Below are 25887 nucleotides of genomic sequence, written 5' to 3'. Positions count from 1 at the left end.
CGGGAATGTTCCCGAAAGTATTCAAAGCTAAATAATGGGATTACAAAAAACAAATATTTTTTTTCTTATTTCAGGCTAGATTTTTGAAAAATAAGCTGGGAATCAAGGTAAACCGAATTAGCAAACTTACTATTTTCAGGGTCTTCCATCTTATCCAATAGGTATTTTGTTACTAATTGGCCCATTTCATAGGCTGGTTGTTTCACTACGCTCAGTGCCGGGTCAATCAGATCGGCGATATCCAAACAAGAAAAACAAATGATTTTAAGATCTTCAGGAATCCGAATTGCAAGCTGCTTGGCAACCCGTATACTCGAAATAGCAAGACGCTCTACCGAAGCAAATATGGCATCGGGTTTCTCCTGCTCGATCAAGTCGGCAATATCTTTCATATTCTGATCAGCATCATTCACCGTATCCAAAATAAGCGCTGGTCTGATCGGAATTCCCACTTCCTGCAGCGCCTTTTCGTAGCCATCTTTACGCACCTTACCGATGGAGACATTCGGATTGATTGCAAGATAAGCGATCCGTTTACAGGCATTATCGATCAGGTGTTTGGTTGCCAGGTAAGCCGAATCAAAGTCATTACCCGTAATGTAGCCCCCCTTCCAATCGTCATAAGCACGGTCAAAAAACATGACCGGTATTCCCCGTTCCGCCAAAAGTTGCAAATGCGAATGGTCTTTCCCCTCACCCGAAGCCGAAATAATAACGCCATCCACCCGTCCATTGGCCAGTGAACGTACGATTGAGGCTTCATTTTGCACCTGATGATCCGTCACATAAATCAAGGTATGATAACCCTTGGAGCGCGCCACAGCCTCAATTCCTTTGATGGCCTGCGAGAAAAATTTATTACCAAATTCGGGAATAATAATCGCAATGGTCAGACTTTTATTTGCCTTTAGACTACTCGCATAAACATTCGGCGAAAAACCGATTTCTTCGGCCATAGCCAAAATCCGAGCTTTTGTCGCTGGATTAATGTCCACGTTATCCCGAAATGCACGGGAAACGGTCGATTTTGATAAGCCGAGTTTTTTGGCCAAATCTATAATTGTTAATTGCGACATATCGAGATTACTTTTGCTGTTCGAATGTAATAATTGTTGGATACAAATAAAGCAATTATCTATCCAGAATAGCAAATTTTCTTTTTGTCCTCTCTCTTTTAAATCAGCGGCCATATTTTTTCTATCTCCCGATAAGAAAAGCGATCTAGTGATCAAATCGTGTAAATAATCATTTCAATAAGCTCGCTTTCATCCGCTTTCCGTTAACAGAAAAACGTGTTTTATATGGCCTTTTTTGTCTATAGCACTAATGTTGTCTTCGGGTTGTCTTCCTATTGTGTTCGTACCACCTTCGCCTGTGGAGAATCTGGTTACGGCTATCGATTGAAAGTTGACCAATTCCTGTTCCGGGTCTAGTCAATAGCGGGTCAATAGCAGTACCATATCTGTTTCGCATCCGAATAATGTACGAAGCAGATGCCAAACTTTCCGCACTATTTTATCAAAAAATTGGGATGAAGTACTTAGCAAATGTTGCGCCCGAGACGGAGTAATACAGGTCTACATTGTCTTCGAAATATTAATCCATCAACAAAACAGGCTTAGCAAAAAATGCTAAGCCTATTTACAATTAATCGCTCATTTTCTTTACTAGAATTTTCTAAAATCCCATTCCCCGCGATAAGGGCGACTGCGCATGAGATTAGCATAGTCATTGTCGAACTGTTCTTTTTGTGAATTCCATTTTAAATCCTTTTGAAGTTCATACGCAATATTGATGGCATTGCACACTGAGCTCGTCCGGTGACCTATTTCAACATCACAGATAGGCTTACTTCTTTTTTTGATCGCATCAACCCAGTCCTGATAGTGATTATCACTATAATACAAACGACGATCAGAAGATGTCAGCTTAAGATTTGCCAAATTTTCCGGGTTCGAACGGATAAATTCGCGGCTTACTTCAATCTTACCTTTTTCACCAATAAATTGGATCGCATTATGTACTCCCCACTGCACATGGTTTACACGAACGCCATTGGCATAGCTAAACGAGAGCCCGCTATTGCTGTTGGCCTCCTTGGGTGGATTAAACTGAACAGGGCCCGATTCATCCATGCCCAAGGCCCATTGTACGATGTCAAACATATGTGCTCCCCAATCGGTGATGTAACCGCCACCAAAATCACGGTAACCGCGCCACCAGGCCCATTTATCGTCTTCCAAAGGTGGGCTTAATATCGGATTATAACCCCGATATGGTGAAGGTCCTACCCACATATCCCAATCGAGATAATCGGGGGCTGGCATGGAGGGAAGGTCACATTGTTTGACCGGTTCGCCCACAGAAACATTGATTTCCTTTATTTTGCCGATATAGCCATTGAGAACCAGTTCTGCTGCCTGTCTAAAATTATAGGAAGAACGCTGCATGCTGCCCGTCTGAAATACACGTTTATATTTTCGGGTTGCATCGACCATGGCACGACCTTCGGCAATGGTCAATGCAAGGGGTTTCTCACAATAAATATCTTTGCCAGCTTTAGCCGCATCAACTGCAATCTGCGCATGCCAATGATCGGGTGTAGCAATGACAACAGCATCAATATCTTTCCGATCCAATAGTTCCCGATAATGATGATAGGCCTTGATCTCGGTCTGTGCTTTTGACAATTCCGTCTGTTTTTTCGTTGTCGCTGCAATAAATGCAGCTAATTTTTTTCGGTCTACATCGCAGGCAGCCAGACTTGCGATTTCCTTGCAGCGATTGAGGCCATTCATCAAGGTATAGGATTGTTTTCCGACACCAATAAATCCAAGATTGATTCGATCACTTGGCGCAAGAAATCCATTGCCTCCCACCACAACGCGCGGGACAATTGTAAAAGCCAAAGAGGATACAATTCCCTTGGCTATAAATTCTCTTCTTTTCATTCTTTATGAATAGTTTATTTTTCTGCTCGCTTTCGTCAGCACGTATTCGTTGCTTGGCGGCAAAATGGTTTATGCATGGATTTAAATCACAATTGACTGATTTCCATAATTGATTATTTTGGTCATTAAATTAATCAATAAGCACCTGAATTCAAATTAAATTACTGAAAGACAAAAGATTGTTACATTTCTATCATCTGTTTAAAAACACAAGTTGAAAACAAAAGGGCTGCCCAAAACGCAAAAAAAAGCCTGTCCGACCAAGTCGTACAGGCATATATTGTTAAGTAATTGAGTCTTATTGCGTACTGAATTTGGAGATACTCAGTTCTTTAAACTCCAGCTTTTTATCGCCCACGATACGCAGCTTGGTTATCGGCGTTTTTGGAAAAAATAAACCAGTCATTACCGTTAGCCCCCCGTCTGCAAAAAGTTCCACAGAGCTCACATCAACATACAAACTGAAAGAAAGTGCTCCCTTATTTAGCAGCCTTTGTGCCAAAGCTGTCATTGAGAAATCTCCATTAAAAGACACTTCACCGGACTTAGAACGATCAATATAATAGGAATTTTGGTCTTCACGATAACCAATAACCAATTCGTCACCAGATTCATTCGATAAGATGACTTTAAAAGCCTGCTGCTTCAAATCTTTAAGGTCCAAACGGTACGCTTGTGGGAGATATTGCTCGAACGAAACTTCCTTCGTTCCACCGCCATGGTATTTTTTTAGTGGACGAAATGCGGTTTCAATTTCTTTGGGAACAGTACTCGAAACGTAGAACGACTGTCCAACTTTTCCTAAAGATAAAACACGGGGTATGGTTGAGGAGGAACGCCATTTTGTGGTAGGAACCACATTGGCATATTGCCAGTTGCTCATCCAGCCAATCATCAGGTGCCTATCCCCTAGGTTACTCCAGGTTACGCCAGCATAGTTATCGGGTCCCCAATCCAACCACTTTATTTTAGTATCCGCTGTTCGGAACTGATGCCCATCAAAGTCACCCACAAAATATTGTGTCACCGAGCCACCGTTGGGTCCACCTGGATTGATGCTCACCAGCAAAACCCATTTTGTAGCTCCTTTGTAATCCATGGGGATAAGATCAGGGCATTCCCAGACACCGCCATGGGCCCCCACCTCTTTGCCAAACTCACTTTCCTTCTGCCATGTTTTCAAATCTTTGGAAGAATAGAAAGTAATACAATCTTTTGTAGCCAAGGTCATAATCCAACGCTGGCTATGCACATGCCACATCACCTTTGGATCTCTGAAATCCCATATGCCCGGGTTTGGCAATACCGGATTGCCTGTATACTTCGTCCAGGTAAGCCCCTTATCCAAACTATAAGCCAAACTTTGATTTTGATGCAATCCTGTTTTTCGGTCCTCTTCCTGATGATTGTGATGGGTAAAAATAGCGACCATAGCACCTTTTCCAAAACCTGCCGTGTTATCTTTATCGATTACAGCACTACCGGAGAAAATAGTCCCCAAACTATCGGGATACAATGCGATGTTCTGCTCGTCCCAATGGATTAAATCTTTACTGATCGCATGGCCCCAATGCATAGGCCCCCAAACGGGTTTTTCGGGATTATGCTGAAAAAAAAGATGATAATTACCGTCCAGATAAACCAGTCCATTGGGGTCGTTCATCCAGCCCTGCTGTGGGGTAAAATGGTAAAGTGGACGATACTTCTCTTCGGGATCTCCTTGTTTATGCTGTCCCGTCTGTGCCAGACTTGTACCAAAAACACCTAGCAGGAGCATTAAAACACTGTATTTCTTTAATTTTATCATTTTTCCTTTGTTTACATTTCTAATTAGGTTATTGTTCGCTTCAATAGGCAAATATCGTCTCAATTATTAGGAAGATTTTTCGATTTTCAACCCATTCACTTTTACTGTTCCTTGATCCGCGAAAATAGTCCAAGGGTTTTGATCCATTTTATAGATCCGGTTGGTAAAAGCAACACGATCATTCACATAGACGATACCAATCGATTTTTCAATAATAATTTTCACGTTAAAAATCCGGTTGGTCGGTACTGTAAGTGGCGTAAAATTGAGTTCTGTTTTGCTTCCGCTGCCATTGCGTGCCTCTTTGTTCATAAACAGTGCGGGCATATTCCAGCGATTGGATGAAGTCAGATCAAAAGCAATGCTATATACTTCGGTCGGATCATCACATGCGCCAAATGAAAAACCAAATTTGCTGGATTGGGAAGCATCAATCGTCATTGTCACTTTCACGGATGAAGTGTTCCGGTTAAATTGTGCATAACTTCTTCCGCCCGATTGCGCTGTCAAACTATAGGTTTTATTCGATTCGGAAACTTGACCAACATTGCTCAGTTTTTCAAAGGCGACTTCCTTATTGAATTTACTGTTTAGGGCTTCCGGAATTTTAGGATATAAACGTCCTGAAGCTCCCTGAACCAACTGGTGTGAAATTAAATTTCCAGCCCAGGGCAGTTCGTTGTTATTATTTACTGTTTGCCCGGTCGAACACCAGCCCGAAAGATAACGTGTTGTACCGTCGCTAGCCGTCTTGCCCGAATAAAGATAAAGTCCATCAAAGGTTTCATGATGACCTTCGGCATCCCGACAGATCGTCCAGGGGCCATCCGGAGAATCCGCAACACGATAAAATGTCTTGCGGTGTTCATCCCGGTTGATCCGCGAAAACAAGAGATACCATTTATTGCCCATTTTAAATAAATCCGGGCATTCCAATAGTTCTGCATCTGTTTCGATTCCATATTTCTCTACTGTACCTGTGGTCGCAACGAGCGGTTCAATCATAGACCAACTGCTTAAATCTGTCGACTGATAACGTGCCAGCATTCCTTTTCCGTCTTTTCGTGTCGTGACCAGCATGACGTAGGCATTGCGGCCTTCATCCCAATAAACCTGTGGATCACGAAAATTATTTCGATCATAGCCCGGGGCAGCCTGCAGCGCCATCGCTGGTTGCTTGGTCCAATTCATCAAATCAGTTGACGTAGCCAACATAATCTTTTCCGCAGGCGTAAAAATATTGTTATGCCCCGTATAGAAACAGTAATACAATGTTCCTTTTTTAATAAAACTTCCTGTTCCGATCCATTCATCCTGACTCCCTACAGCACCCGACGACAATACTTCGGTATACCCCTCAAATGTTCCGTAATCACTTGTCCGTGTGCTATAGATAGGATGCCTGTTGGCATTTTCATAGAGATAAAACAAGTAGAACTTGTTATCGTTGGCATTGTAGTACGGCATTGGATCGCCCACAAACCCCTGCTGGGGTCTGTAGAACCTTTGATAGGGTCCCACCTCCTGTCCCGTAATACAAGCCGTAGAGCTGTCCACAGGCAGTATTTCCATGGGCCTATCCAGCCCTGTCGAACTCTCGTCCCCATTCTTGCAACTTGTCAACAAGCTTAGCAAGAATACTGTCGGAAACAAATACATCTTTGGTCTCATGATTTAAATCTTTCTATTAATCCCTGATTAGCTATCATTTTTGTTTTTATAATAACTTGTTTTGTTTGTTCTCGATTACTCTTTGGGTAATGCCTTCAATTCGTCCCAATACATCCGTTGGGTAGGAAATGCCACGGGCTGCCCATTAGGATGCTCATGTGGCATTACCAGTATATTGTTAATGATAGCCTTTCTTCCAGCAGGAATCTGAAAAACCAATTCTTGCCACTCACCGACATGATCTTTCGAATAATTGGCACGCAACCAATCTTTATTCTGTTCGCCATCCGATTGAATTTCCAATTGCACATCACCAGCAACATCTTTCAATACCATCATCGAGAAACGCCCGTATTCTGCCGGATTGATCGTCACTTTATTTGCATTCCAGAGTGCTCCACCGTGCCAGCCTTCACCAGTTTTATTGTCCCGTACAAAAGACGCACAGAACGGTGTCGCATTAATTCCAGTGGTTTTCGGATTGGGATAAGGTGAATCTACTGTACTCACCCCTAACCCGTCGAAATGTGGAACGCTGGTTTCGCCATTATAAATCATAAGGATTTGTTTGGGTTCTGTACCCAATAGGGCAGTTACCGTGTATTGGAAAGTCTGCCCCATATACGCAAGGCTGTATTTTATTGGGGAACTTAAATCTACGGGCCCACTCTGATTGGGCGTTATGCTCGCTCCGGCTGTAAATTCTATCGCAGGTGATAGGTTCTTTAGGTCTGTCCCAAGGGGTAAGTAAATTTTTATGCTTTTATTTTTCTGATCAATGATCCCTGCTTTTTCTCCGATGCGGAATGCCGTTATTTCTGCTTTGATCTCTTTGACGGTTACTTGGTAGGTATTGAAAAGATTACCATTAAACACGCGGTAAGTAATCGGTGTTGTACCAGAAAATGAAAAGTTCTGAGCGATCCCTGAAGCTGGAGAAACCTTGGCATTATTGGGCAATTCAATTGTCGGAGCCACCGCCGAGAGATCTGTACCTTCAGGAACCATGACAAGGATGGTACCTTTTGCCTGATCTACTTTCCCAACGGTATTGCCGACCTTGAAAGAAAGTACATCTACATCTGTACTCAAATTGAGGGTACTATCGGCATCACGCTTGCAGGCAGCGAGAAGTCCGATAAACAGGATAGTAATCCCTAATTTTATATAATTGTTTAATGTGTTCATTGGAATAATTGATTATGCTGATCGTTCAACAATAAATGCCTGTTTAATAGCCTGGATTTTGTTTGTACAGATATTTACTTAATCTGATCTGTGCTTCGGGAATCGGCAGATATTCGTTCCTATCTGCTGTAAAATGTGCCGAAGAATAATAAGATCGACGTGACTTTTCTGCATCATAATAGGCATTCATGGCCTGGTCTGCAATTCCCCAACGTACCAAATCAAAGAATCTTCCATTTTCCATCGCGAGCTCCAAACGTCTTTCCCAACGTAAGGCCTTCCGGGCATTTTCTTCGTTCCACACAATATTATCTCCATTTTTGTACGTTTCGATCAGTGTTTTATCATTTGCATAGCCCGTAAGTGAGGTGCTATTTTTTGCGCGCGTACGCACTTTATTGATCAATGGCAGTGCTTCAGACGAACGATGCAGCTCGATAAGCGCCTCTGCCCGCATCAACAGCACATCGGCAAAGCGCAATACAATTCGATTCTTTGTATTCGCATAGAAGGGTACCATCGGGACGAAACAATCGCAGTCGGGATCCACATTTTCTTTTAACGAGGCATAAACAGCATACTCCGCAGGATTGCGATTCCAGCTTTCTTCGTATGTTCTTTTACTACTATACTTGTAGGGTAAACCCGGAATTGCAACTGTATGGAATAACCTCGGGTCGTACTTCTCAGCGCTATTAAAGCTATTCAATGCATTGTAATTATCCAGTGGTAGACCTTTACCCGTTGTACGAAACGCATTGACAAGGCTTTGACTCGGTTTATTGAAATCACAACAGCCTACGCCCATAGGTACAGATAGCACATCAGAAAAATTAACACGCCCAAATTTTGTCCCATCATCTTTTGAAAACTGAACTGAAAACAGGGCTTCTGTCCCATTTTCATATTTGCCCGGCAAGAAGTTAAATGCAAAGTCGGTTTCTAGCGTATGGTTCGACGAAAGCACAATATCCGTATTTTGAATAACCTTTTCTAAATCTCCCGCATCGATGCCCGTCACCATATTACGTTCGGCATTGTCCTGACGGTATCCCTTATACAGGTAAGCTTTAGCAAGATAAGCCGCAGCGGCGATACGATTGGCCCGACCGACCTCCGTTTGCACAGCAGGAAGGTGATCTACCGCATACTGAAAATCCGCTACAATCTTTTGCCATAGTGCATCGTTGCTTAGCGCTCTATTCGATACGGTTTCATAGCTGTCTACCGGTACATTTTCATCGATATAAGGCACATATTTGAAAAGGATCTTGAGCATAAAGTAAAAATGCCCCCGCAGAAAGCGTGCTTCACCCAGTTTTTCTTCCTTCCCATCGAAATTGTCCATTTCCTGTATGGTCTTAATTGTCGTATTCGCACGCGAAATCGCAACGTACAACTGAAACCATAATTTATCCAACTCCGCAAAATTGGTTGTAATGTTATTTGAGACCTCAAGAAAATGAAAGGTCTGGATATCCTGTGGTCCCGATCCGCCTTTATAAGCATCGTCCGAGCGAACCGTACCATAGGGCCATAAGCTAAAAGGGACATCATAATGATCGTTGCCCAAAGCAGCATAGGTCGCTGTCAATAATCGTTCTGGCTCTTTAACCTGATCGGAGCTCAGTACACCATTGGGTGTTTGATCCAAAAATTTGGTACATCCCGGAAGTAGTCCAGCAAGAACCATAAGTATCGCTATTTTGGTGGTTATTTTTTTCATCCGTATAAATTATTTATAAGTGTATAGCCTTATTTCTCCCTTTTTAAAATCCAATATTTACTCCAGCTGTCCAGGTCGTTGGAATTGGATACCCCCAACCTACATTTTCAGGATCTACACCTGTAAAATTCTTTGACTTAACGGTAAATAGGTTCTGACCGGTCACATAGATCCTTAGCCGGCTCATACGCAGGCGTGAGGCTGTTGCTGTTGGCAAGGTATAGCCCAGAGACAGATTCCGGAGTTTCATATAAGATCCATTCTCAATAAAGTAATTTGACAGGCGGCCCTCGTCATTGTTGTTTGTCGTTTGTAAGGCCGGAATCGTCGACGTTGGATTTTGTGGTGTCCATGCATTCAGCAACCGAAGGCCTTTATTGGAATTGACGTCATCCACGCTCCAGAAGTCTGTTTGCTTTTTCAGCCAGTTTTCGACATCTATCCCCTGTACCCCCTGAAAGTATGCCGATAGGTCAAACCCTTTATATTTCAGCACAATATTGAGACTATAGGAAAAATCAGGATGTGGACTACCGATCCAGGTACGGTCCATATCCGTAATCTGCTTGTCCGCATCATAGACGTTGACGTAACGTAAACGCCCTATCCCCTTACCGGTCTGATTGACGTGCGCATCCACTTCGTCCTGATTCTGAAAAATACCGTCGGTGACATAGCCATAGAATGATCCCAGCGGCCGGCCGATAATATTATCCCCCTGACGACCTCCATAGGAGTTTTCTACCGCTTCGGGCAAATGTGTCACCTTGTTTTTATAGGTAGAGAACACAGCCATCACATCATAATCCAGTCCAAACGATGTTTTATTGCGATATCCAGCCGATAGGTCCAAACCTTTATTTTCCATGGAGGCACCATTCGCCCAACGGTAACCGCCCTCTCCGACCACACCGATATAGGCTGGATTGATCAACATATCTTTGGTTGCTTTGACATACCAGTCAATCGAACCATATAGACTTTGATTAAACAATGAAAAGTCCAAGCCTATATTCGTCTGCGTTGTGGTTTCCCATTTCAGATCATTGTTTTCTGTTTGGATTTTGCGGTATCCCGATGGTAATTTCCCGGTTCCTGCGCCCGAGAGATCGTATGCTGTGCCATCCACGATGTTCCATGTGGGGTCAGCAACACCATATTCGGGAACGAACAACGCATAGGTAGCCAGATTACCTATCCCTTGATTACCTGTCTGCCCCCATCCAGCACGCAGCTTGAGGTCCGAAATATAGTTTTTTGTACTTGCCATAAAACGCTCGGACGAAATCCGCCACCCCGCTGTTACCGCCGGGAAAGTTGCAAAGCGGTTATTTTTACCGAAGCGGGAAGAGCCATCGTGCCGCACGGTGAAGGAAGCCAGATAGCGGTCATCATAGGAATAATTGGCCTTTCCAAAATAGGATAACAGCGAGAATCCCGTAGAGCCACCTCCTACTGCCGCAGTGCCCGTACTCACACCTGGCCACATATACTCAGGTGTCTCTATGGAAAAAGCGCCATCTCCGGCGGTATAGGCATTAAAATTGATATCATTCTGACGGTTCATTTCCATACCGCCAAGCACATCTAGGGTATGTTTATCAATCTCTTTCCGATATGTCGCCGTATTGGACCAAGTCCACTTCATTCCATGGGACTGTTCCATATTAACCCCACTCCGGCTGCTATTCATAAATCCCGAACGATAGGATACTTCCAAATTACGTTTGTAAAAATTACTATAGTCCAAACCGTAACTGGTGCGGACATGCAGACCTTTTATAAGCTGTAGATCGGCATAGGCATTTCCAAACAACCGCCAATAATTGTATTTATTGTTCCGATTGTCGTAAAGTACTCGCATGGGATTATGACGGTCGTTCATTCCTAACGCCGGTCCCCCCCAACCCATTCCATCTACTGTATGAACGGGGATAATGGGTAATGCTTTTAACGAAAGATCAAGCACATCGCCGGGTACCTGCACTTCACCGGTATTGTTTACCGTAAAATTCTCGCCCACCACCAGGCGTCCATCAAACAATTTATAATCGGCATTCATCCGGGCTGATATCCGCTGGAAATCCGTGTAACGGAGTGTCCCATTGTTGTGCAAATAACCTAAGGAGAAAAAGGAACTGGATTTTTCTGTACCGGAGCTTAATGTCGCATTGTAAGATTGTTGCAATCCCGGTTTTGAAACTTCCTTAAACCAATCGGTATCGGAAGCGTACATGGTATGTTCACGGTCGATATACTTGGAAACAAAAACAGTTTTGAGCTGAGGTACGCCATTTGCGTCGTTATTCCATTCAAACTGATAACCAATATTATTTCCGTTGGGGTTTCCGCCATTATTAATGGTGGCCTGCCACAAAGCACGACCATATTGTTGGGCATCCAGCACTTTCATACGGTTATTAAAATGGGTACTGGTGGCATAGGCGTCTACTGTAAGTTTAGGGGCACCTAGCTTTCCTTTTTTTGTTGTGATGACAATAACCCCATTCGCTGCGCGCGAGCCATAGATACTCGCCGAAGAAGCGTCCTTTAAAACCTGGATACTTTCGATATCATTCGAATTGAGTTCATGCATTCCTCCCTGTGTAGGGGTTCCATCGATGACATACAAGGGATCCTGACTACTGTTGATGGAACTGATTCCGCGCATACGCACTGTTGCCGCTCCGCTCGGACTACCATCCGAAGTTACTGTCATACCAGCTACCCTTCCTTGCAGCGCTTTCATCGGGTTATTTTCTGGAGCCTTCATCATCTCAGCAACATTAACAACACTCACTGCGCCCGTCAAATCCTTCTTACGTTCTGTTTGATATCCCGTAACGACCACTTCATCAAGCCCTTTTTCGGTAGGTGCAAGCTGAATATCGAGGAACTTTCTTCCTGCTACAGCAATCGTCTGGGAGGCATAGCCGACATAGCTTATTTCCAATGTACCCTGATTGCCCGAAGTCTGAAGGACAAATTCTCCCTTTTCATTTGTCTTGGTGGCTATTGTGGTTCCCTTCACCACTAAAGATGCCCCTACTATAGGTGCTGCTGTCCCACTATCCGTAATTCTTCCCCGGATTTCACTCTGTTGCGCAAATGCGACAACAGAAAAAAGTGCCAAAGACGGGAGCAGCATTGCTTTCTGTCTTGTAAACATAATTGGTTATAAGTAAATGGTTAATTATTTAGATTGATTATTTGATTATGATAGCTGGTAGACTGCTTCTTTAAGAAGCAGTCTACCTACTGTTGCTTCTCAGCTCCATTGAAGATCGGATGCAACCATTGGAATCGATTGATGACCGAATCGTTATACTCAGGACAAGCCCCCCGGCTCTGTGTCACAAATCCGCTTAAGGTCGCAGCAAATTCCAGTACTTCCTCCAGCTGAACACCATCCTGCATTTGAAACCTTTTGGTCAGGAAAGCCGCCAAAAAGGAATCACCACTTCCGATGGTATCTTCAACCTGAACTTTCAAAGCTGGAAAATGATAACTGATATTGTCCTTTTTATAATGATATACCGCTCCATCTGCACCATAGGTTACGATTGCCTCCTGAATTGCAAAACGCTCCATGATCAAGTCTACACGCTGTTGATCGGTATAGGCATCAGTCGCGCCATTCCAGTCGGAAATAACATGCAGTTCCTCGGCGTTCATTTTCACAAAATCAGCGTATCCCAACAGTTTATGTATTTTTTCCGGACCAAAATAAGGTGTCCGCAGGTTGACATCCATCACCCGGAAGCGGGCTTTTTCCAGCAATAATAGCAAGCTTTGAAAACTTACTTCATCCCGACAGGCCAGACTGCCATACACCAAAAAATCCACCGCCCCAACGGCGTCCAGGACAACATTGTCCACCGCTATTCTATCCCAAGCTACAGGATAAACGATATCGTAATGCACATCGCGTTTTGCATCGATCGAAACCTCTACTGTTGAAGTCGGTAACAAGTCATCGTACTGGAAGAAATCGGTCGGAATACCTAGGTCTTCACATACGTTGCGCAGCTCGTAACCATTATCGTCACGCCCTATGCGCGTTAGCATACGCGTCTTCACCCCCAACTTATTGAGGTGATAAGCCACATTCAAAGGCGCACCGCCTAATTTTTTACCTGTAGGAAGATTGTCCCAAAGAACCTCGCCAAAACAAATACCCTGTATTGATTTATCTCCGTTTTTCATATTTTCTCCTTTTTATACAAAGCTTCTGCCGAGCGCCAAAAGCCAGGTAACAAATTGATTATTATACTTCCCTTTAAATTCAATGTTGACAATAGATACACACAATATACTATCACATTGTCTTTGATTAAATAACTTTCGATAGACGTCAGTCGCTTCCTAGCTACTCCGACGTCTATTAGCGTAGTCCAGCTAAAGACTAATGTAAATTGATGGTATGCCCAAGATCTTCCAATGATTTCCCTTTTGTCTCCGGCATAAACTTGAGCACATAAACAAGCTGCAGCACCATAAATAGGGCAAAGATCAAGAAGGTACCGCCGCCGCCGAGCATTTCCGTCAAGGCCGGGAAACAAAAGGTGATAATCGCCGCCATCACCCAATGTGTCAAGCTACCAAATGTCTGCCCTTTGGCACGTACATCATTCGGAAAAATTTCCGAAATAAACACCCAAATCACCGCACCTTGCGAGAATGCGAAAAAGGCAATGAAACTCATCAGATAGATTGTGATCGCAAAACCCGTCGTTTGGTTGGTATAAAAAGCATGGGAAACGAGTGCCAATGAAACAATCAGCCCGATCGAGCCCACCAACATTAATTTTCTTCTGCCGACCTTATCGATGAAATTGATGGCCAGCAATGTAAATATAAAATTGACAACCCCTATACCAACTGTCGAAAGCAATGAACTTTGCGAGCCCAAACCAGCCATTTCAAATACACGCGGCGCATAATATATAATCGCGTTGATACCTGAAACTTGATTGAACAGCGCAAAACAAAAGGCCAATAAAATAGGTTTGGCATTTTCGCGAACGAAGAGTTTGCCCTCCCCTGTGGTATTGCTTTTGGACTCCTGAATTTTTGAAATTTCCAGCTCATAACCATCTGAATTAATTTTTTTCATAATCCGTGTTGCCTCGGCCAAATTCCCCCTGTGTAGGAGCAACCATCTCGGACTTTCAGGGATGAGAAAGATCAAACAAAAGAATAACAACGATGGAAAGCATTGCACCCCTAGCATCCAGCGCCAGGACTCTTCGCCAACCTGACCGATAAAATAATTGGACAAATAGGCTATCAAAATACCCAATACAACGTTGAACTGAAAAAGCCCTACCAACTTACCCCGCGATGCTGCCGGGGAGATTTCTGATATATAGATTGGTGCAGTTACCGAAGACACGCCAACACCTATCCCACCTAAAAAGCGAAATAAAATAAATATCGTCCAGTCATTCGCCAGTGCGCTACCAATCGCTGAAATAAAGTAAAGGGCTGCAACAGCAAATAAGGTATTTTTACGGCCCAATTTATCGGAAGGCAGTGCACCCAAAGCTGCACCGACAACTGTACCTATCAAGGCGATGGCCATTGTCAGTCCATGCTGAAACTCACTCAAATGCCAATGCTCCTGGACGGCCTTTTCTGCCCCCGAAATAACCGCTGTATCAAATCCAAATAAAAATCCGCCTAAAGCCACTACAAAGGACCAAGCTAATACCGTGTTTTTGTTCATGTGATGATCTATAATTGATTAATCCAAATTTAACACGTGCTTCATCTTAACTTAAATTTGGACTTTGCAAAAACATTTATTTATGTAACATTTTTTCAAAAATGATAAAACACTAAAAATCTAACACTTACATCCAATTTACTTTTCAAAACTTTCAATTTTTAAACATAAAATTTAGAAAATGATACATTTTTGAAGGCCCTTGTTTTGGTGTAAAATATACACTAACACTACTACTGTTGCCCCAAAAAATCTAAATAATGTATATTCGGATATTTAAGGGGAAAAAATCATGGGAAAATATTTCATTTTTAGTGGCATATTGACCTTGCTTCTTTTTTGTGGATGTCAACCAATGGTCCGGAAGAAAAAGCAGGTTATCGCTTTTTCGCAGTGTATCGGAAACGATGCCTGGCGACAAACGATGCTCGAGGAAATGAAAAGAGAACTTTCCTTCAATCCCGATATTGACTTTCTTTATCGCGACGCACATGGCGACAATAATGTGCAGATCAATCAAATTCGCGAACTAGTCAAACAGGATATCGATCTTCTGATTGTATCCCCAAATGAGGCCGAGCCACTCACACCAATTGTGGACTCTGTATTCCAACGCAACATACCTGTCATCGTAACGGACCGTAAGACGTCCTCCGGCCAATATAATGCTTATGTGGGCGCCGACAATCTCGCCATCGGGAAACTGGCCGGCCAATATAGCCGCACGATTTTACAAGGAAAGGGTTCGGTCGGATTAGTCACAGGGCTATCGGGCACCTCGGCTTCAATAGAGCGTGAAAAAGGCTTTATGCAGCAAATTGGAGATGCCACAGCGGTTCGGGTGAGCGGCGTCATTCACGGCGGCTGGGAGAAAAATAAAGCCTATCTGGAAATGCGTAAGCATATAAACGTCATGAGCCAGAGTGATATCATCTTTACATTCAATGATCAGATGGCCATGGGGGTAAAAAAAGCATTGGACGAAGCGGCGATCAAAAAGCACATTAAGATAATTGGTGTTGATGCTCTTCCTGGTCCCGGAAATGGCCTTGAACAGATCATACAGGGCAAAATGTTTGCCTCCATACTCTATCCCACTGGCGGGGCTGAAGCCATTCGAACGGCCTTGGCTATCATCAACCACCAAAACTACCGCCGCGAGAATATACTCGCAACCTCTGTCATCGATAAAACCAACGCGGAGTTGCTTGCCCTGCAGTCGGATAAAATAAAACAACAGCAGCTCGATATTGACAAAAGGCAGGAGTTCATTACGGAACAGAATAAGATTTACCAAAGCCAAAAGTCCGTTCTTAATGTATTGGTCGTTAGCTTGGTCCTGGCTGTTGTTTTTGGGGGAATTTCTATTATCGTGATCAGAAGCAACTGGGAAAAGAACAAACACCTGGAAATCCAGAATAGCGAGATTCTTGCACAACAAAAACAGATCGTCGAAATGAACAGTCAAATTCAGCAAGCGGCAGAAATCAAAAATAATTTCTTTACCAATATCTCGCATGAATTTAAAACTCCGTTGACCCTTATCATCGCGCCTATCGAGGACCTTGAATTACGAAAAGATCTTACCGAAGAGGTCAGAGAACAGTTGTCACGCATCAAACGGAATGCAAAAAAATTACAACGTTTGGTCAGCGACCTTATTGATATCCATCGTATCAGTAAATCGAAGATTAAGCTACATGCGGCCATCGTTTACATTGACCCATTTATTCAGCAGGTAATAGGTAGTTTCAAACCCTTATTTAAGAAAAACAGGATCTCCGTCAGTTATGTCAACAAAACAAGCTTGAAAGAGGTTTGGATGGACGAATACCTGATGGAACAGGTATTATCCAATTTATTGTCCAACGCGATCAAACATACAGCGGCAAGTGGCAGAATTGAAATTTTATTGGAAGAAAACAATTTCAAAGACTATTTCTATCTACGTGTATTGGATAATGGCCTAGGGATTGCCCCAAGTGATATTGAGCATATTTTTGATCCTTTTTATCAGGGCGCCAGTAGTCGTAATGGCTCCGGAATCGGCCTCGCCTACACCAAACAGATCATCGAACTGCATCATGGCCAAATTACTGTGAGTAGCAAACCCGGCCATGGATCGATATTCACCCTACGTATGCCAATTGGAAATAGTCACTACGAGCCTGCTGAACTGGCCGATTTCGACAAGCGAGAAAAACCGCTGTTTCAACAAGACGACATATTGGAGACAACAGGAAAGATGGTAGACAACAATCTTTCTTTTCGATCCAACAAGTCAAAAAGTATTATGGTCGTCGAAGACAATGATGAAATCAGAGATTATCTCCGCTCCCTATTAGAAAGGGATTACAATCTCTTTCTGGCAAAGGATGTGCAACAAGCCAATGGAATGTTGAAGACACATTTTCCAGATCTAGTCATTACGGATATTATGCTTCCTGATGGTAGCGGTCTGGATATTCTAAAAGACATCAAAGCATTTTATCAGACCGCACATATTCCCGTCATCTTACTGAGTGCACTCGCCAATGAGGATACAATGCTCGAAGGAAGTAAATTGATGGCCGATGACTACATTACTAAACCTTTCAATGCCGAATTACTGCGGACACGCATTTCAAACATCCTACAGTCACGCCATCAGCTTAAAGAAAAATATAGCAGCAATGTGGAACAGTTTGATAGCGCTCAAGCTGAGCAGGTCAATGATAACGATAGACGTTTTCTGAACAATTTTTCCGCGATTGTCGAATCCAAATTATCAGACCCGCGATTGAGTGTGGACGGTATTGCCAACGAGCTTAACCTCTCCCGCGTGCAGCTCTACCGCAAAGTCAAACAGTTACTTGACTGCAGTGTCAACGAATACATTATCGAACGAAGATTAAAGAAAGCCAAAAGCCTTATGGCTGAAGGACTAAACATCAATGAAATATTTAGCAGTGTCGGTTTTTCCTCAGCATCCTATTTCGCTTCGGCCTTTAAAAAGAAATATGGCCAGTCCCCAAGTACTTATAAAAAAGAACTTGACAAAAAATAGGCGATCAGCTGTGCCTACAAATTAAAACTGTCCTTTCCGCTTGAATAAGTAAAAACTGATCAATAGAAATATGACGAGCATCAGCATGTTGCTATAGTCTAGCCGTGCAAAGGAATCATTCTCGGATAAGATATTCCTTACCGCATTATAGGCCCCTGTATAAGGTATAAAATCCGAAAATCTTTTTTGCGCCACCAGCACTGAAAACACCAACATAAACATCCCTAACCCAATCGGGTAAATAAAACTTCGGAACAACAAACTCAAAGCCAGCTGGATCATCGCAATAGCTGATAGGGCGATAAAAAGCTTCAGAAAAGTATAAAAAATCACCTGTCTATAGTCATAATTCTGGAAACCAAGTACAGGGTAAATCTGACTTAGCAAATAGCCGTTGATCAGAAATGCAGCGTAAGCAAAGAGTATTGAAAACAGTAAGGTCAACAGAATAAAGACGGCTTTGGAAAAGAAAATATTCGATTTACTGATGGGTAGGGTAAAGAGTATTTTATAATTGTTATTCTTATACTCGACATCACAACAGGCATAGACGAATAAAGCAACAAGGATGGGATAGAGCAGGTAAAAAAACTGAAAAACATATCTGCCAAGCAGAAGTTTCCAAGGGTTAGGAACCGTCACTGCCCCTCCTGAATCTATAACATCATAAATAATATAACCGGCAATCGCAAAAACGAGCACCATAGGAACGATCAGTACCCCAAAAATCTCCCTATTGCGCAGGAGTTTGTACTTTTCCGACAAGAAAGCGGTATAGAATGTATTAGCCATTTACACGAGTGATAAGGTTTATAAAAATTTGTTCAAGATCAGCACTACGGGATTCCAATCCATAAATATCAATCTGCTTTTCGACCAAAGATTTGATCATAAGACCAAATTGCAGATCATCGCCGATAGTGACGGCAATGCTTTCTCCATCGGTTTTAACACCAGAAAACCCGTTATTTCGCAAAACCGAAGCTGTTGCTTCGGGACTGGCTGTACGTAGGTACACTTCTCGGTCAACCTGTCCCAGCAGCTCCTGTTTGGTTCCCTGGAAAATCATTTTCCCACCTTCAATGATACCAATGTGTGTCGTTATTTTTTCAAGCTCACTCAAAATATGACTCGAAAGAAAGATCGTTTTTCCCTGTTCGTTGAGATGACAAAACAAATTGCGCGTTTCGACAATTCCCTGTGGATCGAGACCATTTAATGGTTCGTCCAGGATAAGCAATTGCGGATCATGAAAAATCGCCATCGCTATTCCCAGCCGCTGTTTCATCCCCATGGACAGGGCACTGGCTTTTTTCTTCTTTTCCCGATGAAGATCTACCATTTCCAATACTTCATCAATGCGTTTGTTGCCTTTTTTGTGGATGATATCCAAGTACTTTAAATTTTCAAAAACGGTCAATTTCGTATAATAGCATGGGGCCTCAATCAAGTTTCCAACATTGGCATAAACACCTATGGGATGCGCCTTTAAACTATTTCCCTGAATAAAAATCGTATCTGCCTGATCCTCCAAAAGACCTAAAAGCAATTTGATTGTTGTGGATTTTCCCGCCCCATTTCGGCCGAGATATCCATAAATACTCCTGTCTGGGACTTGTAGGCTAATATTATCCAAGATTGTTTTTGCGCCTATTTTAAAGCTAAGTTGTTGTGTTAAGATACTTTCCATGCTGTTAGCGGTAAATTGGAGCTTTATTGATATCGATATAGAAAATGCCATCGATAAACTCGTGCCATTTTCTTTCTTCATCAATCCCCTGATTAATGACTGAACTAAAACGTTGTTTTAACATGCTATTGTTGGGCAACTGACGAAGATCCAAAAAGAAATAGGGTGATTTAGTGGCATGAAATACATTTTCCACGGCCAACTTACCCACTCTATCGACAACACGGCCAGTTTTATCATATCGTCCATAGGAAGTAAAATCTAGACTGTAAGCTTGATTCCCATATCTGTTTTTTATATAAGCACCGAGAGGAACATATTCCTTGTTGTACGGAGCAGAAAAACTATGGATATTGGCACACCAGACAATAATCTTTTTACCTGCATAGACGGAATCGATTTGATAGATTAGATTTTCTGCCATCAGGGAATCCCTAAAATGCATGCTCTGCATTGATCCTGATTTATAGCGCCAAGATTTGTCAAAGTTATTTTTCATATCTGACAGGTATCGACTATATATCAGCTGCTCCGCGTCTGGTTTACGCCCCCGGATCATACGGCTCAACCCGTCAAATTCTGCTAGAAATTGTTTCTTTTGATTCGCATCGAGATGCTTATTGGCAAAAGGTTCATAAGTTAGATACTCCAGCCTGTTGCTATTTTTTTTCAATAACGGATATTTGGTCGAATCTATCCCGTTTTTAAGCAGGAAATCTTCCAATAATTTTACGCGTATATTTGATAAGCCCCTGCCTGAAAATTGGATATCAAATCCGCCGAGGATCATTGGACGCTCTGTTGATTTTGTTTTTTTATAATACGTTAAGAGGGGCTGATTTTCCTGATTTTGCCACCAGAAGTCGAATAGTCCAGTACCACCGATCGTTTTTTCCTGCGACTTATCCATCAGGGTATCCATCTGTGCATTCATCATCCACATATCATACTGCCCTGCCTCATATAAAACAACATCATAATCCAGATGTTCGTGGAGATAACGAATGATCCTGGCTTTCGCTTTAAAAGTTTCGCCATCATTGTGCATCATTTCGCCCAACATCAGGATTCTATTGTTTTTTAGCATAGCATCAAAAAAACTTAAATCCGAAAAATTACTATCGGTCATTAAGATACTTTTGACGTCTTGTTTATGACGATTTACTTCGTTCAATACTATCGTAGCGTTGGCTACGGGCATATCATCATAAACAAGTTTATTAAACGATAAGATTAAGATAATCGTTACCGCAAGTGCGCATAGAACACTTCTCATTTATCTCAGTTTATATAATTCATAATTGATCTATCTACTGCGTATTACGCTAAAGTAGGACGTATTTTAATATATGATGATCATTTTTTCTTTTTCCATAAAAAATTACACAAAAAAAATTAGAAATATAACATGACAATAAAAAGGCGGTTAAGTGAGTATAACACTTAACCGCCTTGCTTGCTTGCTTCTAAAATATAGCTTTAGAATAAAACAATGTTACTCTGCTATTCCCCAATTTCGATTTGCTTTATCCCCCATCACAAACTCCAATGTGCCACCTTTCAGCAAATCGGCATGGGTCAGCTTTGGAACATTCAACTCCTTTCCATTCAATTTCGCCGACTGAATGTATTTGTTTCTTGCCGATGCATTCTTGCCGATAATAACAAAAGACTTACCATTAGGAAGCTGTATGCTCACCTTCTGGAAAAATGGAGATCCGATGCTGTAGGACGTCAAACCCGGTGTAACCGGATAGAAGCCCATTTGGGAAAAGACCACAAAAGCAGACATTCCACCACCGTCTTCATCTCCCGGCACCCCCATTAAATCGTTTCTAAACCATTCCCCGATCAGCTTGCGTATCCTTTTCTGTGTCATCCAAGGTTGTCCAGCATAGTTATATAGATAAGGAATATGCAAAGCCGGCTCGTTTGCCATCGAAAATTGTCCGACATTTCCCGTGTGATCTGGAAGCTGTGCATAAAAGTCAAACTTTGAACGCCCCAAAGGCTGCTGGAACATCTCATCAAGGTACTTGACAAAAGATTCGTTCCCACCCATCAGTTTGATCAGATCAGGAATATTATGCTGCACATCCCAGCGGTAGATCCAGGCATTGTTTTCACCGTAATATTCCCGTGCTCCCTGTCCGCCAGAAAACACATAATCAAAAGGCATGATAAAATTTCCTTTGTCATCTTTGGGATGGAAAAATTTGGTCTGTTCGTTGAAAAGATTTCTATAATTGAAAGATTGCTTCATAAAGAGATCATAATCAGCCTGAATACCCAATTCTTGAGCAAGCTGTGCCAAGCACCATAAATCGTAAGAGGTACCCAAGGTTACTGCGACCGGTTGTCTCCGTTCAAAACCGTTTACTTCTGGTATCGTTTCTTTCTCTCCTGGGTACAATGCTGGAATATAGCCTTTCTCCTTAAAAAATTCGTCTAATTTTCCTGCCGGTTTACCCGACCATGGAGCCAAAGTCTTTTCTGTAATTGCACCTTTTGCCGCCAGATAAGCTTTCTTGATATCAAAATTGCGCACTCCCTTGCGGTAAGCATCCAATAAAGTTGCTACGCCATGATTGGAATTCATCCGTCTACTGTCGCCGGTAATCTCGGGAAAAGTAGGCAACCAAGGCTGCTCCATTTGCTCGGACATCCGGACAAAAGAATTGAGGATCATGGATTCTGTGTTGGGATCCAAGAGTACCCGTAATGGGTGATGTGCCCGGTAAGAGTCCCAGATCCAGTCATCTGTAAAGAAAGGTTTACCTTCGTCCTGATGTACCTTTCCGTCGAACGCGCTGTAATAACGACCATCTTCAGAAATATTGACAGGGCGTTCGTAGCAACGGTATAAAGACGTATAAAAAACGTGCTTATTAGATTCATTTCCGTCTTCCACAGCAATTTTACCTAAGGCATCGTTCCATATTTTACGTCCTATATCAGCAAGCTTTTGCCGATCAAAATCGCTGATCTCACGCTTTAAATTGGCTTTCGCTTGCGCGACATCAATAAATGAAACACCATATTTCATGCGCAAGCTAGTGCCGGCCTGACGAAACTCCAATATCATACACGAATTCTTACCGGCAGCTTCGGTTGCATTTTCCAGTTGTTGGCCCTGCAGTCGCTTCACCGCAATCGGATTGGACTCGGGAATGGCATAAATATATACACGGGTACCATTTCCAATATCCTGTACCCCCGAAAGTCCCTTGCCATCCCATTGAAGTTTTCCCTGCTGCGAGTTGAACTGAAGATATTTTTTTGAGGTGTTGGGAAAAGTAAAGGTATAAAGTCCCGACTGGTGCGACAGCGCATAGTCTACCTGAATTTGCTCTTGATCCAAGAACACAGAATAGGCATACGGATGGATTTCCTCTTGATCGTAACTATAAAGTTGTACCGGTTTCAAACGATCGGGCAATTTAACCAGTGCACTAAGGTTGAAAGCCGATTTGCCACGATGGCTGGTGACGATCAGTGGCAAACCATATAGGCGATCTGACGTATAGTCTCCTCGCTCGGGATACACGCGCAAAAGGCTGTTTGGCAAGTGAACCGTTGGGTAGGTTGGTACCAATAAATGACTGATTTTCCCCATGTATGGATTGACATAGTCCACATAGTCTTTCGTCATTTTACCTTGGGAAAAACCTTTTAGCATACTGACCGAAAGAAGAGAACAGCAACAGATTGTGCGTAACAATGTATTGGTTTTACGTTTGATATTCTTCGTTAGCATTTTAAACAATTAAGTGTTCGATGGTTTAAGGGCGAAACAATTGTTCCGCCTTTAAAGTTAATTTTTTTTGGCAACATATCGTCTTCGTGCCCATCGATTATTTGCGGCCTATCGACAAACGACTATGTTCACTTTTAAATTGTCATGACATTTTAAATTCGAAAGGTGGGTATAAAAACAGAATTTTTATTGTAATCTATTGAAAAAACTATGTAATATTCAGCCAACCGATACAGATAAATGCTTATTTAATAATTTATTCGAAAAATTGAATGTGGATTTTATTTTAGTTTTATTCAACCTAATTTTGATAGCAATACAAACTAAAGACCAATTTGTTATGAATGTAAACCCTCCTAAGCATGTCATTTGCTTTAACCATCATTGTTGATGTTACTGATAAAAACTTAAAAAGGCAGCTCTTTGTGTTAAAAAAATCTGATCGCGAAAGTATATTAAAGGCTTTAAAGCACTCCAACTAATGGTCAATAAATTGATTATAACTAAGTAAAAAATACCGATACACCTTGTCCTTATTTAATTAAATGAGTATAATTGAAAAAAGTAAATTCCTTTAAAAGGTATATAGCTTGGAGGAAGTCGGCTTCACACTTCAAATATCATGAAAAACGATAAATATGCATCTCAAAACGACGAAAGCTTACTGATTGGGCTTGGAGAAGGCGATTTAGCGGCTTTCAACATTTTATATGATAAGTATTGGTCAGTACTGTTAGATGAATCGTATAAACGGCTTGAGGACCTAGCTTCCTGTGAGGAAATTGTACAAGACATATTTATCGACCTTTGGAAACACGGCTCTAAGAGAGACATCCACAATGTGGAAGCCTACCTTTTTACCTGCATGAAATACAAAGTTTTCGAAACATATAAAAAAAATAGACGAAGAACAGCACTTATTGAAGAAAATTCCTCATACTACCAAAAACAAAATAATACAGCGGGAGACCTGTACGACGAAAAGGATCTAAAATCTTTGATTGAACAATGGGTAGCCAATCTTCCACAAAAAAGAAAAGAAATCTTTAAAATGCGGTATCTGGACGGACTCACCACAAAAGAAATCAGCGATCTAACGGAAACATCCCAAAATACAGTCCAAAATCATCTTGGTGTGTCAATACACAAACTGAAGAAACTTGTTATCCAGCATTTCCTGACTCTTCTTTTAATTTTATTCAACTGTAAATAAGCAATTTACAAATAAAATAAGTTTTGCACTAGTACATATTCCCCCCTCAGGGACACTATTGTAGTGAACATTGTACTCATCCTATGCAATATCCTAACCAAGAGCTTGAAAAGCTCATTGACAAATACTTAAAGGGCGAAGCCAATTCGCAAGAGATCGACACCGTAGAGCGATTTTTCGATTCATTCTCATCACGGCCGAGTTTGCTCAAAACACTTCCTGAAGAAGTGCAGCACGCCTTAAAAAATCGTATCCATAGCGGTATCATGGCTAGATTATCGGTTGGAAAGAAACGCTCTTTCAGTTTATCCCAAATTGCCGCCGCCGCTGCCGTCTTGTGTATAGCATTTGCTGGCGTATATTTATACAAAACAAAAGCGCCCAACAATCAAGAGATCACCCTATCGGATGGACAACAGCGTCAAATTGTATTACAAGACGGAACAAAAGTTACACTCAATGCCTCCAGCAAAATAATATATCCTGCTTCATTCAAAGACTCAAGCACACGCGAAGTGACTTTAATCGGGGAAGCATTTTTTGATGTCAAAAAAGATCCTGCTAAACCTTTCCTTATTCATACACCGAGAATGGAAATTAGTGTCTTAGGGACTGCCTTCAATGTACGTGATTATGCGGGAGAAAATGAGGCCGAAACAGCTTTAGTGCGTGGAAAAGTATCGATCTGGAAAACAGGAGCCAACGCTCAGAAATTCATCTTAAAGCCCAAACAAAAATTTGTGATCACAAAAACAGCTGAATCTAAAGAGGCATCGCCCTCCAGCGTCCATCAATCTGCAGCATCTTCGATGTCTGTAGCTATACAGCCATTCGTTATCGCTGAAAACGATGGTTCTGCTTTAGAAACTGAATGGTTATTAAATCGTATGACAATCCAAGAAGAGAGATTACTTGATATCGCATTGAAACTGGAACGCATGTACGGGGTGGAGATCAAAATTACAAATCAAGCGATAGCCAGCAAACGCTACTCAGCGGTATTCGAAAACGAACAACTCGAAAATATTCTTAAAGCATTACAAACTGTCAACTACTTTCAAATTAAAAAAACGGGGAAAAATCAATTCGAATTATTTTAAAAATATCAAC

General features: G+C 42.0%; 16 protein-coding genes. 3 read left to right on the top strand and 13 right to left on the bottom strand.

The genetic code is table 11. The features are described from left to right. Positions 1–65 precede the first annotated feature (65 nt). The 9 genes from VXM68_RS11550 to VXM68_RS11510 all read right to left on the bottom strand — a co-directional run bounded on the left by VXM68_RS11550 (position 66) and on the right by VXM68_RS11510 (position 15071). Positions 66–1076 (bottom strand): LacI family DNA-binding transcriptional regulator, encoded by a 1011-nt coding sequence (locus tag VXM68_RS11550; RefSeq protein WP_293953470.1) that lies wholly within the window; start codon positions 1074–1076, stop codon positions 66–68. Between the two features lie 591 nt (positions 1077–1667). Continuing rightward, positions 1668–2951: a Gfo/Idh/MocA family protein gene (locus VXM68_RS11545; RefSeq protein ID WP_367208815.1), complete on the bottom strand. Its 1284-nt coding sequence runs from the start codon at positions 2949–2951 to the stop codon at positions 1668–1670. Positions 2952–3249: 298 nt separating this feature from the next. Then, positions 3250–4758, bottom strand: a complete 1509-nt coding sequence (locus tag VXM68_RS11540; protein WP_367208814.1) for a glycoside hydrolase family 32 protein — start codon at positions 4756–4758, stop codon at positions 3250–3252. A 66-nt stretch (positions 4759–4824) separates the two neighbouring features. Beyond that, positions 4825–6429, bottom strand: coding sequence for a glycoside hydrolase domain-containing protein (locus VXM68_RS11535; RefSeq protein ID WP_367208813.1), 1605 nt, complete (start codon positions 6427–6429; stop codon positions 4825–4827). 75 nt (positions 6430–6504) lie between these two features. Beyond that, the gene (locus VXM68_RS11530; RefSeq protein ID WP_367208812.1) at positions 6505–7617 is read right to left on the bottom strand and encodes a hypothetical protein; all 1113 of its coding nucleotides are present in this window, start codon (positions 7615–7617) and stop codon (positions 6505–6507) included. A 43-nt stretch (positions 7618–7660) separates the two neighbouring features. Further along, entirely contained in the window at positions 7661–9343 is a 1683-nt protein-coding gene (locus tag VXM68_RS11525) for a RagB/SusD family nutrient uptake outer membrane protein (protein WP_367208811.1), read from the bottom strand. A 43-nt stretch (positions 9344–9386) separates the two neighbouring features. Then, positions 9387–12512, bottom strand: coding sequence for a SusC/RagA family TonB-linked outer membrane protein (locus VXM68_RS11520; RefSeq protein ID WP_367208810.1), 3126 nt, complete (start codon positions 12510–12512; stop codon positions 9387–9389). Positions 12513–12598: 86 nt separating this feature from the next. Next, on the bottom strand, positions 12599–13549 hold the full coding sequence (locus VXM68_RS11515) for a carbohydrate kinase (protein WP_367208809.1): 951 nt from the start codon (positions 13547–13549) through the stop codon (positions 12599–12601). A gap of 199 nt (positions 13550–13748) precedes the next feature. Next, complete coding sequence (locus tag VXM68_RS11510; protein WP_367208808.1) at positions 13749–15071, bottom strand: sugar porter family MFS transporter; 1323 nt, start codon at positions 15069–15071, stop codon at positions 13749–13751. A gap of 292 nt (positions 15072–15363) precedes the next feature. Between VXM68_RS11510 and VXM68_RS11505 the strand changes: the two genes are divergently transcribed. Then, the gene (locus VXM68_RS11505) at positions 15364–18117 is read left to right on the top strand and encodes a substrate-binding domain-containing protein (protein WP_367208807.1); all 2754 of its coding nucleotides are present in this window, start codon (positions 15364–15366) and stop codon (positions 18115–18117) included. A gap of 21 nt (positions 18118–18138) precedes the next feature. Here the strand turns inward: VXM68_RS11505 and VXM68_RS11500 are convergent, their stop codons facing one another. The 4 genes from VXM68_RS11500 to VXM68_RS11485 form a co-directional block, all read right to left on the bottom strand. Beyond that, complete coding sequence (locus tag VXM68_RS11500; protein ID WP_367208806.1) at positions 18139–18909, bottom strand: ABC transporter permease; 771 nt, start codon at positions 18907–18909, stop codon at positions 18139–18141. Then, a complete protein-coding gene (locus VXM68_RS11495; protein ID WP_293953434.1) occupies positions 18902–19807 on the bottom strand; it encodes an ABC transporter ATP-binding protein in 906 nt (301 codons plus the stop codon). Before VXM68_RS11495 ends, VXM68_RS11500 begins: the two co-directional genes overlap by 8 nt. A 4-nt stretch (positions 19808–19811) precedes the next feature. After that, the gene (locus tag VXM68_RS11490) at positions 19812–21083 is read right to left on the bottom strand and encodes an erythromycin esterase family protein (protein ID WP_367208805.1); all 1272 of its coding nucleotides are present in this window, start codon (positions 21081–21083) and stop codon (positions 19812–19814) included. Between the two features lie 219 nt (positions 21084–21302). Continuing rightward, positions 21303–23564, bottom strand: a complete 2262-nt coding sequence (locus VXM68_RS11485; protein WP_367208804.1) for a GH92 family glycosyl hydrolase — start codon at positions 23562–23564, stop codon at positions 21303–21305. A gap of 622 nt (positions 23565–24186) precedes the next feature. Between VXM68_RS11485 and VXM68_RS11480 the strand changes: the two genes are divergently transcribed. Further along, positions 24187–24777 (top strand): RNA polymerase sigma factor, encoded by a 591-nt coding sequence (locus VXM68_RS11480; RefSeq protein WP_367208803.1) that lies wholly within the window; start codon positions 24187–24189, stop codon positions 24775–24777. An 83-nt stretch (positions 24778–24860) separates the two neighbouring features. Continuing rightward, positions 24861–25877 carry a FecR domain-containing protein gene (locus VXM68_RS11475; protein WP_312332651.1) on the top strand — a complete coding sequence of 339 codons (1017 nt, stop codon included), beginning with the start codon at positions 24861–24863 and terminating at the stop codon, positions 25875–25877. Positions 25878–25887 lie beyond the last annotated feature (10 nt).

The organism is Sphingobacterium sp. R2 (genome assembly GCF_040760075.1).
Taxonomy (GTDB): Bacteria; Bacteroidota; Bacteroidia; order Sphingobacteriales; family Sphingobacteriaceae; genus Sphingobacterium.
Note: the sequence above shows the minus strand (reverse complement) of the source record. Positions and strands in the feature narration are given on the sequence as shown.

Excerpts from the sequence above, each read along its gene's own strand:
- VXM68_RS11535 (WP_367208813.1), bottom strand. The coding sequence starts at position 6,429 with ATGAGACCAAAGATGTATTTGTTTCCGACAGTATTCTTGCTAAGCTTG.
- VXM68_RS11500 (WP_367208806.1), bottom strand. The coding sequence starts at position 18,909 with ATGGCTAATACATTCTATACCGCTTTCTTGTCGGAAAAGTACAAACTC.
- VXM68_RS11540 (WP_367208814.1), bottom strand. The coding sequence starts at position 4,758 with ATGATAAAATTAAAGAAATACAGTGTTTTAATGCTCCTGCTAGGTGTT.
- VXM68_RS11490 (WP_367208805.1), bottom strand. The coding sequence starts at position 21,083 with ATGAGAAGTGTTCTATGCGCACTTGCGGTAACGATTATCTTAATCTTA.
- VXM68_RS11475 (WP_312332651.1), top strand. The coding sequence starts at position 24,861 with ATGCAATATCCTAACCAAGAGCTTGAAAAGCTCATTGACAAATACTTA.
- VXM68_RS11550 (WP_293953470.1), bottom strand. The coding sequence starts at position 1,076 with ATGTCGCAATTAACAATTATAGATTTGGCCAAAAAACTCGGCTTATCA.
- VXM68_RS11480 (WP_367208803.1), top strand. The coding sequence starts at position 24,187 with ATGAAAAACGATAAATATGCATCTCAAAACGACGAAAGCTTACTGATT.
- VXM68_RS11520 (WP_367208810.1), bottom strand. The coding sequence starts at position 12,512 with ATGTTTACAAGACAGAAAGCAATGCTGCTCCCGTCTTTGGCACTTTTT.
- VXM68_RS11530 (WP_367208812.1), bottom strand. The coding sequence starts at position 7,617 with ATGAACACATTAAACAATTATATAAAATTAGGGATTACTATCCTGTTT.
- VXM68_RS11545 (WP_367208815.1), bottom strand. The coding sequence starts at position 2,951 with ATGAAAAGAAGAGAATTTATAGCCAAGGGAATTGTATCCTCTTTGGCT.
- VXM68_RS11525 (WP_367208811.1), bottom strand. The coding sequence starts at position 9,343 with ATGAAAAAAATAACCACCAAAATAGCGATACTTATGGTTCTTGCTGGA.
- VXM68_RS11495 (WP_293953434.1), bottom strand. The coding sequence starts at position 19,807 with ATGGAAAGTATCTTAACACAACAACTTAGCTTTAAAATAGGCGCAAAA.
- VXM68_RS11515 (WP_367208809.1), bottom strand. The coding sequence starts at position 13,549 with ATGAAAAACGGAGATAAATCAATACAGGGTATTTGTTTTGGCGAGGTT.
- VXM68_RS11485 (WP_367208804.1), bottom strand. The coding sequence starts at position 23,564 with ATGCTAACGAAGAATATCAAACGTAAAACCAATACATTGTTACGCACA.
- VXM68_RS11510 (WP_367208808.1), bottom strand. The coding sequence starts at position 15,071 with ATGAACAAAAACACGGTATTAGCTTGGTCCTTTGTAGTGGCTTTAGGC.
- VXM68_RS11505 (WP_367208807.1), top strand. The coding sequence starts at position 15,364 with ATGGGAAAATATTTCATTTTTAGTGGCATATTGACCTTGCTTCTTTTT.